This window comes from Paenibacillus sp. J22P165 (genome assembly GCF_059692015.1).
The window spans coordinates 839,061-853,208 of record NZ_JCAUAP010000001.1 but is presented as its reverse complement, the minus strand read 5'-3'; the positions used below and the strand labels follow the sequence as shown (position 1 = coordinate 853,208).

At 46.7% G+C, this 14,148-nt stretch carries 13 protein-coding genes; 1 reads left to right on the top strand and 12 read right to left on the bottom strand.

Features of this window, described 5'->3' with window-relative positions; translation table 11 throughout:
• Positions 1-22: 22 nt before the first annotated feature.
• From AC58QM_RS03650 to AC58QM_RS03605, 10 genes are all read right to left on the bottom strand, one after another.
• Positions 23-1,264 carry an amidohydrolase family protein gene (locus AC58QM_RS03650; protein ID WP_497281591.1) on the bottom strand — a complete coding sequence of 414 codons (1,242 nt, stop codon included), beginning with the start codon at positions 1,262-1,264 and terminating at the stop codon, positions 23-25.
• A gap of 39 nt (positions 1,265-1,303) precedes the next feature.
• Positions 1,304-2,086, bottom strand: a complete 783-nt coding sequence (locus AC58QM_RS03645) for an ABC transporter permease (RefSeq protein ID WP_497281590.1) — start codon at positions 2,084-2,086, stop codon at positions 1,304-1,306.
• Positions 2,087-2,219: 133 nt separating this feature from the next.
• Positions 2,220-3,563, bottom strand: a complete 1,344-nt coding sequence (locus AC58QM_RS03640; protein ID WP_497281424.1) for an FAD-binding oxidoreductase — start codon at positions 3,561-3,563, stop codon at positions 2,220-2,222.
• A gap of 19 nt (positions 3,564-3,582) precedes the next feature.
• Positions 3,583-4,386, bottom strand: a complete 804-nt coding sequence (locus AC58QM_RS03635; protein WP_497281423.1) for an ABC transporter ATP-binding protein — start codon at positions 4,384-4,386, stop codon at positions 3,583-3,585.
• A gap of 40 nt (positions 4,387-4,426) precedes the next feature.
• Positions 4,427-5,239 carry a creatininase family protein gene (locus tag AC58QM_RS03630; protein WP_497281421.1) on the bottom strand — a complete coding sequence of 271 codons (813 nt, stop codon included), beginning with the start codon at positions 5,237-5,239 and terminating at the stop codon, positions 4,427-4,429.
• A gap of 104 nt (positions 5,240-5,343) precedes the next feature.
• Complete coding sequence (locus AC58QM_RS03625) at positions 5,344-6,066, bottom strand: NAD(P)H-dependent oxidoreductase (RefSeq protein ID WP_497281419.1); 723 nt, start codon at positions 6,064-6,066, stop codon at positions 5,344-5,346.
• Between the two features lie 9 nt (positions 6,067-6,075).
• Positions 6,076-7,452 (bottom strand): amidohydrolase family protein, encoded by a 1,377-nt coding sequence (locus AC58QM_RS03620; RefSeq protein WP_497281418.1) that lies wholly within the window; start codon positions 7,450-7,452, stop codon positions 6,076-6,078.
• Between the two features lie 23 nt (positions 7,453-7,475).
• A complete protein-coding gene (locus tag AC58QM_RS03615; protein WP_497281417.1) occupies positions 7,476-8,561 on the bottom strand; it encodes an ABC transporter substrate-binding protein in 1,086 nt (361 codons plus the stop codon).
• Positions 8,562-8,772: 211 nt separating this feature from the next.
• Positions 8,773-9,768: an aromatic ring-hydroxylating dioxygenase subunit alpha gene (locus tag AC58QM_RS03610; protein ID WP_497281415.1), complete on the bottom strand. Its 996-nt coding sequence runs from the start codon at positions 9,766-9,768 to the stop codon at positions 8,773-8,775.
• 25 nt (positions 9,769-9,793) lie between these two features.
• The gene (locus AC58QM_RS03605; RefSeq protein ID WP_497281413.1) at positions 9,794-11,179 is read right to left on the bottom strand and encodes an amidohydrolase family protein; all 1,386 of its coding nucleotides are present in this window, start codon (positions 11,177-11,179) and stop codon (positions 9,794-9,796) included.
• A gap of 270 nt (positions 11,180-11,449) precedes the next feature.
• On the opposite strand from AC58QM_RS03605, the gene AC58QM_RS03600 reads away from it, so the two are divergent.
• Positions 11,450-11,911 (top strand): Lrp/AsnC family transcriptional regulator, encoded by a 462-nt coding sequence (locus AC58QM_RS03600; protein WP_497281412.1) that lies wholly within the window; start codon positions 11,450-11,452, stop codon positions 11,909-11,911.
• 385 nt (positions 11,912-12,296) lie between these two features.
• On the opposite strand, the gene AC58QM_RS03595 is transcribed toward AC58QM_RS03600, so the two are convergent.
• Complete coding sequence (locus AC58QM_RS03595; protein ID WP_497281410.1) at positions 12,297-13,253, bottom strand: 3'-5' exoribonuclease YhaM family protein; 957 nt, start codon at positions 13,251-13,253, stop codon at positions 12,297-12,299.
• A 113-nt stretch (positions 13,254-13,366) separates the two neighbouring features.
• Positions 13,367-13,975, bottom strand: coding sequence for a hypothetical protein (locus tag AC58QM_RS03590; RefSeq protein WP_497281408.1), 609 nt, complete (start codon positions 13,973-13,975; stop codon positions 13,367-13,369).
• Positions 13,976-14,148 lie beyond the last annotated feature (173 nt).

Sequence of the window (14,148 nt, the reverse complement as noted above, 5' to 3'; positions counted from 1 at the left end):
CATTGTAACAGGCGAGCGTTCCTTAATTGTCAGTGAACCAAAAAGTTTTGGCTGGCAAGGTTTCGGTAATAAGTTGACCCTGACTTACGACATTACGGCACGAAGGTTGCCCCCGAATCAGATCCATTGCCGTCTCACCAGGAAGCATAATGAAACTAGCAGGTAGACCTAATCCTATGCCGTAATCCTTCAATTGTAAGGTTTGGGCAGCTCGTAGGGTAACCATCCGAACCAGCTCAGCTAGTTCCTCACGCCCTGTCATATGGGCTAGATGGGCAGCCATATGAGCCGCTTGCAACATATTTCCCGTACCTAGGGGATAGAATGGCGTCCGAATATCATCATGAGCAACGCTTACATTGATACCAGCCAGCCACATCTCCTTGATGCGAGCAATACCCCGACCTTTGGGACTACTGTCGAATCGCCCCTGCATAGCACTATTGATTAGCGGACAGCATACGATATGAATCCCTGAACTGGCCACGATGCCCAGCAATTTCTGGAAATATGCTTCACTATAGTAAGCTGTCGCATTCACATGTGCAGCAGTTACTCGTTCTCTTAAACCCGAACGAATGGCTAGATGGGCAACATTTTCTATAAATGTGGCGTGTGGATCATCCGTTTCATCACAGAATACGTGAACGAAGCATCCGTACTTCTCTGCTATCCGGAAGCAGATGTCCAAGGAGGCTTCACCTTCCGATCGCGTAGGCTCCAGATGCGGGACTGCACTTATACCGTCTGCACCTAGCTCCAAGGCAAGTTCGAGCCGTCGTTCGTTATCGGGGCAGGCACGAATCCCATCTTGCGGAAAGGCGATAACCTGCAGTTGCATATAAGGCTTCACACGCTCACGAAGCGCCAGTATCGCTCTTAATGCAGTTAGACTTGGATCTGAAATATCCACCATCGACCGTACATGAAGGACACCCGATGAGATTTGCATCCGAAGCACCTTCTCTGCACGCGCCATGACGTCATCATACGTGAGTGTCTGTTTGCGCTTCTGCCAAAGGCCTATCCCTTCGAACAGTGTACCACTCTCATTCCAAGTAGGCTCCCCCGCAGTTAATACGGTGTCCAAATGAATGTGCGACTCTACGAAAGGGGGCAAAAGCAAGTGCCCCGTTCCGTCAACCTCTCGCTCTCCGCGATCGGCGACTTCACCCATCGCGACGATTTTACCCTTTGCCACGCCGATGTCTATGGGCCCTTGGAAGGTGGGATCACCGAGTAATCGCACTTGACGATACACCATATCAAGCAAATCTATCACCTCTCACTTATCGCTGTGCGATTAATTATCACGTTTCATTTCTGACTCGTGCCAGGAGCTCAAAAGCCATTTCGCAAAGGCATTCACCAACAAGAAGAAAACAATCCCCAGCGCGGAAGCAGATAACCCACAAGCGAATAAGTAAGGTGTTTTTAAGCGCGCAGCGGCATAAGTAATGGCATAGCCTAATCCACCTTGCCCACCGCCGATACCTGCAATATATTCCCCGACAATGGCACCAACAACAGACAACGTACAAGAAATTTTCAAGCCAGCCACAATATAAGGAAGTGCGGCCGGAATACGAAGCTTCCACATCGTTTGAAAGCCATTGGCATTATAGAGATAGAATAAATTGCTCATATTTTGATCCGTCGAATTGAGTCCGATTAAGGTATTGGACAGCATCGGAAAGAACCCGATTAAGAACGTAATGATCACGATCGCATTCATGCCTGCATCGAACCAGATCACGATCAATGGTGCGATCGCAACAATGGGAATCGTTTGTAAGATAATTGCGTATGGATACACGCTTTTCTCAATCCATTTCGAGCTGGCAAGCAGAATAGCTCCCGCAATACCCAGGATAATACTGAGGATAAATCCAAGAACAGCTTCGAAAGTTGTCGTTCGCACGGATACCCAAAGCCCGCTCCTGTTCTCAATGGCTGCTTTTACGATATCCGAAGGTTTAGGAACAAGATACACAGGCGCGTTCGTCAAGGCAGCGATTAGCTCCCATCCGCCAATAAAGACAACGAACGCAACTAAAGGTGGCAGTAGCTGTTTGAGCAGCATCATCAAACGGCGACTTAACGACACCCCCTCCTCCATGCGACTCAACCAAGCTGCACGCTCACGAGCGGGAAATATTTCATCAGGTAATATTTGTAGGTACTTCGAATCGACAGCCATTGCACATATCCCCCCTTCTTTATGACTTACAAATGATTTTGCCAGGATTGAGAAGTCCCTTCGGATCATTCTCCCGTTTCTTGCGTTCCATACTGCCTACTTCGCCACGACCACCTTGGTCGAGCACCCAGGTATGTGGATCGAATATTTTGACACCAACAGATTCGAAGTAGTCGATAATTTCATATAAACGTTCTTCCGTTGTAAACCTGACTACAGGGAGTGCCGATGGCGTCACAGCCCCGCCACTACGCACCCATTCGACATGCAGATACACTTCATCACCGAACTCGGATTTGATCTGTCTGATCTGCTCCAAGTAGCTATCCGTCTTAAATCCCGCTTGCAGATACGTCATCGATGCGTCTGTTTTCATTGCCCACAACGTCGTGTGGTTCCAAGTAAAGTCGGATACTCCTATGGTTTTACGGTAGTTTTTCGCCTCGATCACATGACCGATATGCCCGCCAAATTGCTTCGCAAGTACATCTACTGACCCTAGTGTTTCTTCAGCAAATTCCAACATAACAGCAGCCATTTCTGGGATAATCACTTTGCTAAAAGGTATAAAATACGAAGGAATCGGCCACTCCATCGGTGCGATGAGACGTTTAGGAATCGCTTCTTCACGAGCGAGAGCCTCACCAAACTGCATCGCCTGCTCAAATGTTGGGAATTGGGCAATGGCTTGTGTCCATTCCGTCCGCGGTGAAAGTGGAATCGTAACCTCGGTCAAAATGCCCGTAGTCCCGTAATTGTGAATATAGGTAAACAATTCAGAACCTGTAACAACGAGGCGCTGTGGCGTTTCTTCCATTGTATAGATCACAGCCTCGTGTACGTTGCCATCCCACAGATTGCCATGCATGATTGAACCAATACCACCAGAACCACCGCTCACGAAGCCTCCAACCGTCGCTTTCACATACGTACTAGGGTAGATGCGAATTTCTTGCCCAACTTCACGTGCTTTCTTATCAATCACACCTAGACGAACTCCGCATTGCAGGCGGGCAAAACCCAGTCCAATCTCAAGGATTTCATCCATGCGGCTAAGATCCAGAACGATCCCTTTCTGTAATGGAACGGCCTGACCGTAGTTGCCAGTCCCAGCACCGCGTACCGTTACCGGAATGCCATGGCGATATCCAAAAGCCAACGCATCGGATACCTCATCTTCATTACGGGGTAACACTACAACATCAGCGGATGCGATCCCCTGCAGCTGACGATTAAGGACTGGTGAATACCAGTAATAGTCTTTAGAAAGCTTATCTCTTGTTTCTTGATCGATGGCTACGATTTCTTTCCCTAGCTGCTCTTCAATCTCATGAACCCAGGTAACTTCCGCTTCCGTGGACATGCTGTCATCACCTCTCGTCTTAATGGTCCAAAGCGTCATTCACAATGCGCACTAAATCGCTGAATTGATTTGTTGTTCGGTACGATTCATCTCTTGGAAATGGAACAGGTATATCAATACGTGCTGAGATTTTACCTGGCCTTGGTGTCATAACAACCACACTTGTCGATAAGAACACCGATTCGAACACATTATGTGTGACGAACAACACGGTCATCGATTTATCCTGCTGCCAAATATTAAGCAGCTCCATTTGCAACGTTTGACGCGTAATTTCGTCCAATGCACCGAACGGCTCATCCATCAGCAGCAGCTTCGGCCTCGAAATGAGCGCTCGCGCGATAGATACGCGCATTTTCATACCACCTGAAAGCTGCCTAGGCAGCACTTTCATGTAATCCTTCAAGCCAACAAGCTCAAGCACTCGCTCCGCTTCTTGTTGTTGGGTCTTCTTATCCACTCCGCGCAATTCTAGCGGGAGCTTCACATTCGCTTCAACCGTCGACCAGGGTAAGAGCGTATGATCTTGAAACACAAAAGCGATGTCACTTTGCTTGCGCGCTTCCTTCGGTGTTGTTCCAAAGACATCCAACGAGCCTTTGCTCGGTTTGGATAAGCCTGTGATGATTTTAAAAATCGTCGATTTCCCGCATCCCGATGGACCTACAAAGCATAAAAACTCACCTTCTTGAATAGTCAGATTGACATCCTGCAAGGCAATCGTTCCGTTCGGATAAGTCTTAGAAAGATTCGTCATACTCACGAAAGTAGAACCTGCGGTTTGTCGGCTAGCTGTATCAATTAGAGAAGAATTTTTCGACATGTGTGTCATCTCCTATACGTGTTTGTTTGGCTTACCCGATCTACTTGCTAATTTTGAGCGATTGCATATCGAAAGCTTGAAATTCAAGCAGTGCCTCTGCGATATAAGTCCCATACTTATCCGTCATCGCCTTGCCTTTGGCCATTGTTGCCGCTGTTGCATCTCCAGAAACGCCGGTATGAGAAAGATCATCCATCACCCAAGCGAAGGCACGATTCCGTAGTGCCAGATATCGAGATTCGGGGTAACTCGGATACTCCGTTGGCGCTACATCCATGTCCACCCAATGCGGCATCGCCGCCATGACGATGGATGTCTCCATATCACCTGCATGAATGCCGGCCTGTTTCTCTAACGGTGTTATCCATTCATCTGCGCCGCCGAGCCCACCGGGATCTAAGCGAAACACAGCTAAACCTGTTTCGATGCGAATTTCCCTCCCCATCATGTTCAACAGATCGGTATTCCCGCCATGCGAGTTAACGAGAACGAGCTTCTGAAAGCCGCTACGCCGAAGGCTTTTGGCAATATCCATCACGACAGCCATTAACGTTGTTGCCGATAAGGTGATCGTACCTGCATGACCTAGATGCTCCGTGCTCTTCCCGTAGGGAATCGCTGGAAGCAGCCATATATTCGCATCGTCAGGAAGCTGCTCGAAAGCTTCTGTCAACAGTACTTCCGAGATTAATGTGTCGGTAAACACCGGCATATGTGGACCGTGTTGCTCAACAGCCCCGACTGGCAGCACGATTAAAGCATTTTCCTTGGGAATCTCAGCTACTTGAAGTTTACTAAGGCTCGGGAAGAAGCACTGATCCCAGGCTTTCCCTTGATAGCGATTGAATGTCATGCCGAGAAGCACCTCCTGTAAGATGGATCATCTATTTGTGAAAAAAGAACCAAACTCTTTCTAGAGGGGTTCTTTCTACTTTCGAATTTATAGGGTTACGCGCCCTAGCTCTTCTTGATTTGAAACTGCTTGATAGCCGCCGCAATGTCCGCTACTCGCTCACCTAATCGCGCTGCCATCAGCAACTCCCTAGGATCTGGCAAAAGGGAACTGTCCGGTCCCGCTAAAGTGGATGCCCCATAAGGCGAGCAGCCAATCGCATCGGCGGTTAAATACTCCGGATTCTCCGAATACGGCAACCCTACAAAGATCATACCGAAATGAAATAAAGGTACCATTGCGGTTAATATCGCTGCTTCATGCCCCGTATGGATGGATGCTGTACTATTAAATATGCCGGTCGGTTTGCCCTCAAGGGCACCCTCGATGCAAAGATCTCCAGCCATCTCAAGGAACAATTTAACTTGCGCCGGCATTGAGCCGTAATACGTCGGGAACCCCCAGAGGATGCCATCAGCCCAGCGCAGATCATCATTTGTTGCGATTGGAATTTCTTTTTGCAACGCTAGTGTAGCTTCATACTTCGAATAACGATCCGTTAAACGAAATTGCTTAGATAACGTAGTCGAGTTAGATGTTTTCTCTTGCATGGCAGGGCGTCTGTCTTGATCAGATTGGATCACACGATTCACATCTGCAGCCATTTCCGGTATACGCACAATTCGTACAGGATGCGCACCAGATTGGCTGGCACCATCTGCAACGGCTTGCGCCATCTGATATACGTGACCAAAAGCGCTGTAATAAATGACCAACAGATTAGCCATCTTAACGGTTCACCCTTTCGCGAATTCGGGCTTTTGGAACGATACAGCTTCACTTGCCTTTTGCCAGAACTGCGCTAAGGCATTGTTGTTCCACACTGCTTTCGTGCCAGGTGATCTGACGAAGCGTCCTTGGCTGTACACCCATCTGCGATCAGGAAGCATGGTAAATATTTCTTCAACTGAATGACCATCTACAATGACAAAATTGGCTGGAAGACCCTCAGTGATCCCATAATCCGTAAGTCCAAGAACATGAGCAGGAGCTTCCGTGATCATCCGCAGCAATGTGCGTAGATCTGCGGGTCTGCCCATATGGGCAGCATAGGAGGAGATCAGTGCTATTTGAAGTAAATCCCCTCGCCCGAAAGGGTGGAAAGGATCATGAATATTGTCCGATGCAACTGCGATTGGAATGCCTCTCTCATGAATTTGCTTTAAGCGAGTGACCCCTCTTCTCACAGGGAATGAATCATGTCTTCCTTGCAAGTACAGATTAACTGCTGGCAAGGAAACTGCCTTTAGTTTGGCCTCTGCCATCTTGTCCATGATGCCGCCTGCATCCTCATCAGTCATCGAGGCTAATGCACACAAGTGATCAACGGTCACTCTGCCCTCGTAGCCTGTTTCTTTCGTGCGTTCTGCTACATATTCCACAGTTCGCATCTGCGGATTATCGGTTTCGTCACAGTGTAGATCAATCAGAACATCGTATTTCTCTGCCATTTTAAAAATAAAATCAATGTCTTCCTTCGGTGTTAACGATAAATGCGGTGCGCCACCGATGCCATCCACACCCATTCGTAAGGCTTCCTCAATGGCTTCATTATCCAGAGAAATGAAATTGTAGGGACACATTGGGAAAAGCTGCAAAGTCATGTAAGGCGCTAAGGCTGCTTTGGCTTCCAGTGCTGCTTCAATTGTGCGTAAAGCGATGTCACGTGAAAATCGAAGATTGAAATCCAGATGCGTGCGAATATGCGTGGTTCCAAAAGACAGAGCTTGTAGCGCAGATCGCATCATTCTGGCTTTGATCTCGTCTTTCGAGAACGTAGGCGATGCCGCTGAGTAGTTACGAACAGCCTCTTCCAGCGTACCGCTGATATTCTCAACGGTTGTTAACGAGAACGCTTTGTCGAGATGCATATGCGAATCTACAAAGCCTGGCAGTAAGATTTTACCCTGAAGATCCAGTCGTGTGATGCCGGACGTTGCTACCTGTTGATCAGGATTCCATTCTTCGAGTATGGTTGAAATGGAAGCAGCGGCATCTGCTTCTTGTTTCCGAATATGCGTCCAACTTCCATCGCGAATCGAGAGAAGATATAATTCCCTTTCATCTACTAATGGCAATCGGACATTACATAGATCGATGTTGTTAGAAACCAATGCCGCCACCTCCTGAAGGTTGTTTATTTCTTAGGTAAGAATTGTGTCGTAAACACTTTATCAATATTCTCAGCAGTCTTCAGTACGCCTACTTCAACTAATTGCTTCTGCACTTCTTCCCATCTCTCTTTGGTCATGATGCCTGTGCCTTTGGTCGCTGCATCCCCACCGAATACAAAATCCATTTCTTTCGCTGCGCTGTATTTCATCATGTCGATGCCCATATCTGGGTTCTTCGTTTGAATGCTTGGGTTGATCTCATCGGAATGATCTTTGTAGTAATCCCAGCCCTTCACCGTCGCTTCAACGAAAGCTTTAACTTGATCAGGATGCTCTGCAATCATTTTCTCCGTTGTGAAGTACACGCCAGCATAGATTTTATAACCAGAATCCGCTACAAGCAGCGTTCCGTAATCCACTTTTTGTTGATCCATCGTAAATGGCTCTGAGGTCACATAGCCTTGCGTTAGTGCCGTTTTGTCACTCACAAAGTTTACTAATTGTCCTGTATATTTCATTTCTTGAGCGTTAGTTAATTTGTATTTGTTTTTGATAAATTGCCAGAAGCTCGCTGTTGATGCTACATACACCTTATGCGTATTTAAATCCCCGAAATCTTTCACACCGGAATCTTTATGATAAAACAGGGCTTGTGGACTCTTCTGCATCGAGGTTGCAATCGCTACGACAGGTATGCCTTCTTGTCTGGCTACCAAAATGTCATCACCATTCGCCATCCCGAATTGGGCCTTACCGGAAGCAACGATCTGAGTTGAGGATACGGACGGACCACCAGGCATCAAGGTCATATCGAAACCTGCATCCTTGTAATAACCTTTCGCTAGTGCTGCGAAATTCCCACCATGCTCAGGTTCCGCGAACCAGTTCAATACCACGGTTGCTGGAACAATCGGTTTGGCAGTTGGCGCCGCCGATGCTGCAGGAGAAACCGCCGCCGCCGTAGTTGGTGCTACTGTTGGTGCTGACGAGGAAACGGGAGTACTTGAACTTCCACATGCGGCTAACAAACTAGAAATCATCACTAAACTAAGGGATACAGCTCCTCGGCGTTTTGTTGCAAGTGCAAGAGTACGTTGAAATCGTTTCATGGTTAACTTCCCCTCCATATTTGGTTTTCTATCTGTCTACATCGTGCTAACCTTGAGTCAAATATACGTTTCACGGCTTGTCTCCGTCAACGAATAGACTGACGTTTTGTATTTTTTACAATAAAAGTACGCCTTTTTATCACTTTTCCAACTGTATGATATTCGAAAAGTGAATAATTCCATTCAAACCCGAACATTAAGCCGAAAAAAACTAAATCGTCCCAACCACTACACCTAATTCTTTCAACCAACGGCGATAAGCAATCGAGAAGCGATCTACTTTATGATTCAGCTCGACTTGAAGGTCTAGAGGCAGCAGTTCAGGCTTCTGCGTCTCAATGACTCTGGCATCCTGTTCAAACACGATATCTTGGAATTTAATGAAATTTGCATCATCTACGTCGTACGCATAATTACGAGAAACCATCATGAAGACGACGCATTCTTCCGCAGCTACTGGCAGTACAGTGAGCATAATCCATAACGTTTGACCATTACTTGGATCCGCCTTCGATAACCTAGCAGACAACGGCCGATACACTTCCTTCCTATAGACATACGTGGTGCCTGCGCTTTTATCGGAACCAGAATGCGCAACAGGCTGGAAAATTGGAATATTGTCGATATAGATGCGATCCTCTTCCTTCACAACCTGGAAATCCGGAAGCTCGGCATAGTCTGGGTGACCTAGTAAATCCTGATGCACGAACATGAGGTGAGCGAAGTCTGTGAAATTTTCAATCACACGCGTTCCCGCTGCGGCAACCTTATACGGCCCACAAGGAAGTGGGTGATACTCGAGATTCGCAAACTCCTCAAAATGTGGAATCGGAGCTGCTGGTTCACCAATACATACCCAGATGAAGCCATATTTCTCTTCACATGCATACGTAACAGCTTTCGCCCGGAGTGGAATTTTCTCCCCTTTAGGCTGTGCAGGAATACACACACATTGTCCAGAGGAGTCGTACTGCCAGCCATGATACGGACAAACCAGCACATCATCCTTGACCCAGCCTTTGGATAACATAGCACCGCGATGTACGCATAGATCTTGCATGGCGTGAACGCCGCTACTGGAGCGGTAAAGCGCTACTCTTTCTCCTAAAATAATGACACCCACAGGCTGATCCTTCAGTTCGGACGCAAGGAATACCGCATGCCAATCATTTTCAAGAACGGGATCGTGTAGTCGTTGTAATGCCATAGAAATCATCCTCCTCTTATTGGACCTACGTGTGATTTGCAAAAATAGGATATTGTCCCGCCAACTTGTTGCGAAGTACATCTACTCTGGCTTGTGCTCTTTTTAAAATTTCCTGCTCATCGATCCATGTGCTCTTCCCATGTTCCACAACGACTTGCCCGCCTACCATCACCAAATCGACGTCATTGCCGTTGGCGTTATAGACAAGTGCCGAAGATGCGCGATGTACGGGGCTGATATGGGCTTTCATCATATCTACTGTGACTAGATCTGCTTTCTTACCCGGCTCTAGGCTGCCTAGATCTTGGCTTCGGCCTACTGCCTTGGCACCATTCACCGTTGCCATTCGCAGCACATCCATTGGGGGAAGCAATGTGGCATCCAGCTCATTCACTTTGTGCAAGCACGCAGTAAACTTCAACACTTCGAGATTATCTTGGCAGTTGTTGCTGCCAGGTCCATCTGTTCCTAGGGCTACATTGATGCCCATTCGCAACATCTCAGGTACCCGAGCAACGCCGGAAGCTAGATACATATTAGAAACGGGACAATGGATCACGGATGCTTGTTTATCTTTAATGAGCTCGAGCTCCCCGTCATCTAGCCAAACACCATGGACAACCTGCGTCTGATCGCCGAGTAAGCCTACTTCATTAAGTAGCTCCAAATTCCTAAGACCATATCGCGCCATCGTCGTATCGATTTGTTCACTCGTTTCTGCGACATGTACATGAGAAATGAGCTTGCGATCTCGGCTGAACATGGCTGCTTGTTCGAGGTATTCGCGGGAACATCCGTATAAGTTCAGTGGTCCTAACGCTATTCGGATACGACCGTTCGCTGCACCTTCCCACTGATCGAGCAATGCATCTGTAGCATTGAATATCTGCTCACTAGTCTCTCGCAAACGAACTTCACCTGCTAGGTCGGACCCTCCTCGTGCCAAATGTCCACGAATTCCCGAATCGACCATTGCCCTCAGCACGCTGGCATCATTCTCAGGGTATGTGTGGATATAGTGATGATCCATCATATACGTAGCCCCTGATTTCAGATTTTCAATACACCCGATCAATGCAGCCAGATAGAAATCCTCCGGCTCCATCGCGAGACTCATCGGCCATATAATCTCTTTCAGCCATTGGGCTAAGGGAGAATGGTCCGATACGCCACGCATAAATGTTTGGAACAGATGTGTATGGCCATTCACTATGCCGGGGATCACTACTTTTCCTTCAGCGTTGTACCGATAGGAAGCCTCTTGGAGAAGATGATCTAAGCTGCCATCTGACTTCCATTCGCCAACTTCACAAATCACATCATGTTCCATGTACACATACCCTGGTTTGAACATTTCGTTCGTAGCATTCATCGTCAGGACAGTTCCGTTGTAGATGAGTTTTTTGGACATATGACAGCTCCTTATGTTATATTTTATAACATTTAATTCATGGTTGTTAATTTATGTTATATTAATTAACATGATTATATGTACACTTACGAGTATGGTCAACACCATATGTAAATGCACATCACAATAATAGTTTCGTTTTTTCAAAAATATCGTGATAATTAATTAACATTCGTTGTATTTTTGATGTTTTTAGCGACATATTTTAAAAAGAGCAAGGAATACCGAGCAATTGTATATATTTTCAGATTTGGATGAGGAGTGAGGTTTATGTTAGATTTGCATGATCTAGACCCTGTCGATCAAGAAATTATTAAGTTGCTGCACGAGAACAGTAGAATGTCCTATGCGAAAATCGGTGAGATTTTGAATCTATCGCGTGTCGCGATTCAAAAACGTGTTGAAAACCTGATCGACAATGAAATCATCGAGAATTTCACGATACGCTTGAATGCGACGAAGCTAGGGAAGGTCGTTAGCGCCTTTTTCGAGGTCGAAGTGGAGCCGCGCTATGCCGAGGAAGTGGGGAACACACTTTCAGCTGATCCGAACGTGGTGTCCATCTACCAAATGACCGGAACGAGCTCCTTGCATATGCATGCTTTGTTGAAGGATGAAGCTGCGCTGGAGGAATTCCTCTATAAGAACCTTTACAAACTAAATGGGGTTGTGCGGGTGAATACCCAAATGGTCATTAAGCGATTCAAGCAGGGGACTGGTTTGGAGCTTTGATCGGGACTATCGGAAGGTGATTAGATGCCTGAGGTTGTCTATGCCAATTAGCCGAAAAGTCCCCCCTGACGACCTCGTAACGTTTAGTCGAAGAAGAAAGAGAGAGAATATCGGCTACTATAAAGGAGCTTGTGGGTTGAAGTGTTGTTGCTGGGAATAGGTTAGTTGGTGAGGTGAGATAGCTCGAGTATAATGCTGCTGAATATGAGAATTGTGGTAGGCTTGGGGTGCGGGAAGGCTTGGACCTGTTGGGAGTTGCGATTCACTCGCGAGGACAAGTTCGGGTTAGGCTTCGGTGATAGGTGCTTTGAGCATCACCTACCTCCTCCAAACACAAAAAGCTGCTTCCAAGTAGATAACTCCACTCGGAAACAGCTTCCCACTACTACAGCTTCAAACGATACATCGCTTTGTTTTCTAACCCGCGGATCATCGGTGTCCATGCATCGGACTCCGGAGTGACAAGCAGCGTGTCTTCGACCATTTGCAGCTTCGCATCCATCGAGTCGATATAATGAAGTGCGACCGCTTCCGGAAGCTGTGGCAGAACAGGACTTCCCCACTCTGGCAAGTTGTGGTGGGACAATACAATATGCTGCAATCCAATGACGAGATCCGATTGAAGATCAACCCCATGGTGCAAAGCAGCCTCTGTAATCCAATTGGAGGCCATGGAGATGTGACCCAATAGCTTACCTTGCACGCTATAGTCCGAAACGATGCCGAGCTGTGCGATCATTTCCTCTGGCTTCGCGATATCATGAAGGATTATGCCCGCTTTGATCAGGTCAGCATTAAGAAATGGACGCTGTTTGCAAATAAACTCACCGAGCTCCAGCATCCGCACGATATGATAAGCAAGTCCTGCGAAATACGCATGGTGATGCGTTTTGGCCGCTGGATAATGATCCAGTTTATCTTGTACCTTCGCAACACAGAACGAGACGATGGACTGAATCGTTGGGTTCGTAATACTCGCTAATACATGATTAATCGTATGAATGAGGTCGGCTGGACTGATCGGCGCAGAGCGGATAAAATCAGTGATTTGCACGCCATCTTCCGGCAGTGCTTTGCGAATCTTGCCAATCTTCACTTGCAAGCGTTCGCGGTACAATTGAACAAGTCCCTGCACCTTCACTAACGTCATCGGAAAGAATGTCTCTTTATCCGCGCTACTTACGTCCCACATCTTCGCAGATACCTGTCCACTCGCATCGCAGAGTACAATATCCATGAAATCTTTGGCAGGTGTTGTATTCGTCTGTTTAATTTCCAATTCTTTAATTAAGTAAAAGCCCGTAAATTCATCTGGTGCTTGAAAATGTTTAATTAATGTCATGTATGTGCCTCCAATAATCAATAGGAACATTATACTACGAAATAGGCCCAATTGATTAGTGTCACGCTTAGAAATTTATACCGCATCCTTCTTCACAGCACGTGACGGCGAAGTCACATGACATACTCCCTAAAAACTTCATTCAAATACACATACTTACTCTCTGGATATTTGAAACCGAGAAAGAAGCCGGAGAAATCAATGTCAACCGAGACTAACCTCCGACTTGTTACTGTGCTCCGTACCAACCGATTCAATAATACCTTATTCTGCGTATTAATCGCTTTCACGATAAGCGCCGCGTAATAGGGATTACAACTAATTTCCTTATACAAAGGAATAACAGCTTTTGCGATAGCGCGATTTATCGTGGAGCTGAATGTGAACTGCACTTGCCCTGGACGAATCGTGGTTCCATTGGTGATCACCAGAAGCGGCTTCGGCAGCGGAAAATCAACGAACCACCCTACACCATTGGATCCTAGGGCCGATAGTGGTTCTGCCCCGATGACCGAACGCAGCAGCTTATTCATCCGGGCAATATCCGTTTTCCGCACAGCTGTTGCCCACTGTATGGAAAAAGTAAGGTTGCTCGCAAGCTTACGATAAAATGGCAGCATTATTTTAGCAACTTTTCGTATGGCGTACACCCGTTGTTTGATAGGTCTTGTTGCAGACAAGCTAGCTTTCGATGTTAACTTAAGTTTTCGATTTATTCTCATCCATGTTCACACTCCCAAACTCCATATAGAGTAGACTATTGCTAATGTCGGGAGATGGTGCGGGCTTGATAATCCAACGCGCTACAAGTTGAAAACAAAAAATCTGCCTTCCTCCTATGGAGAATCGACAGATTTTCGTTTTACTGATGGATGACTTCGTGATAATACCGATA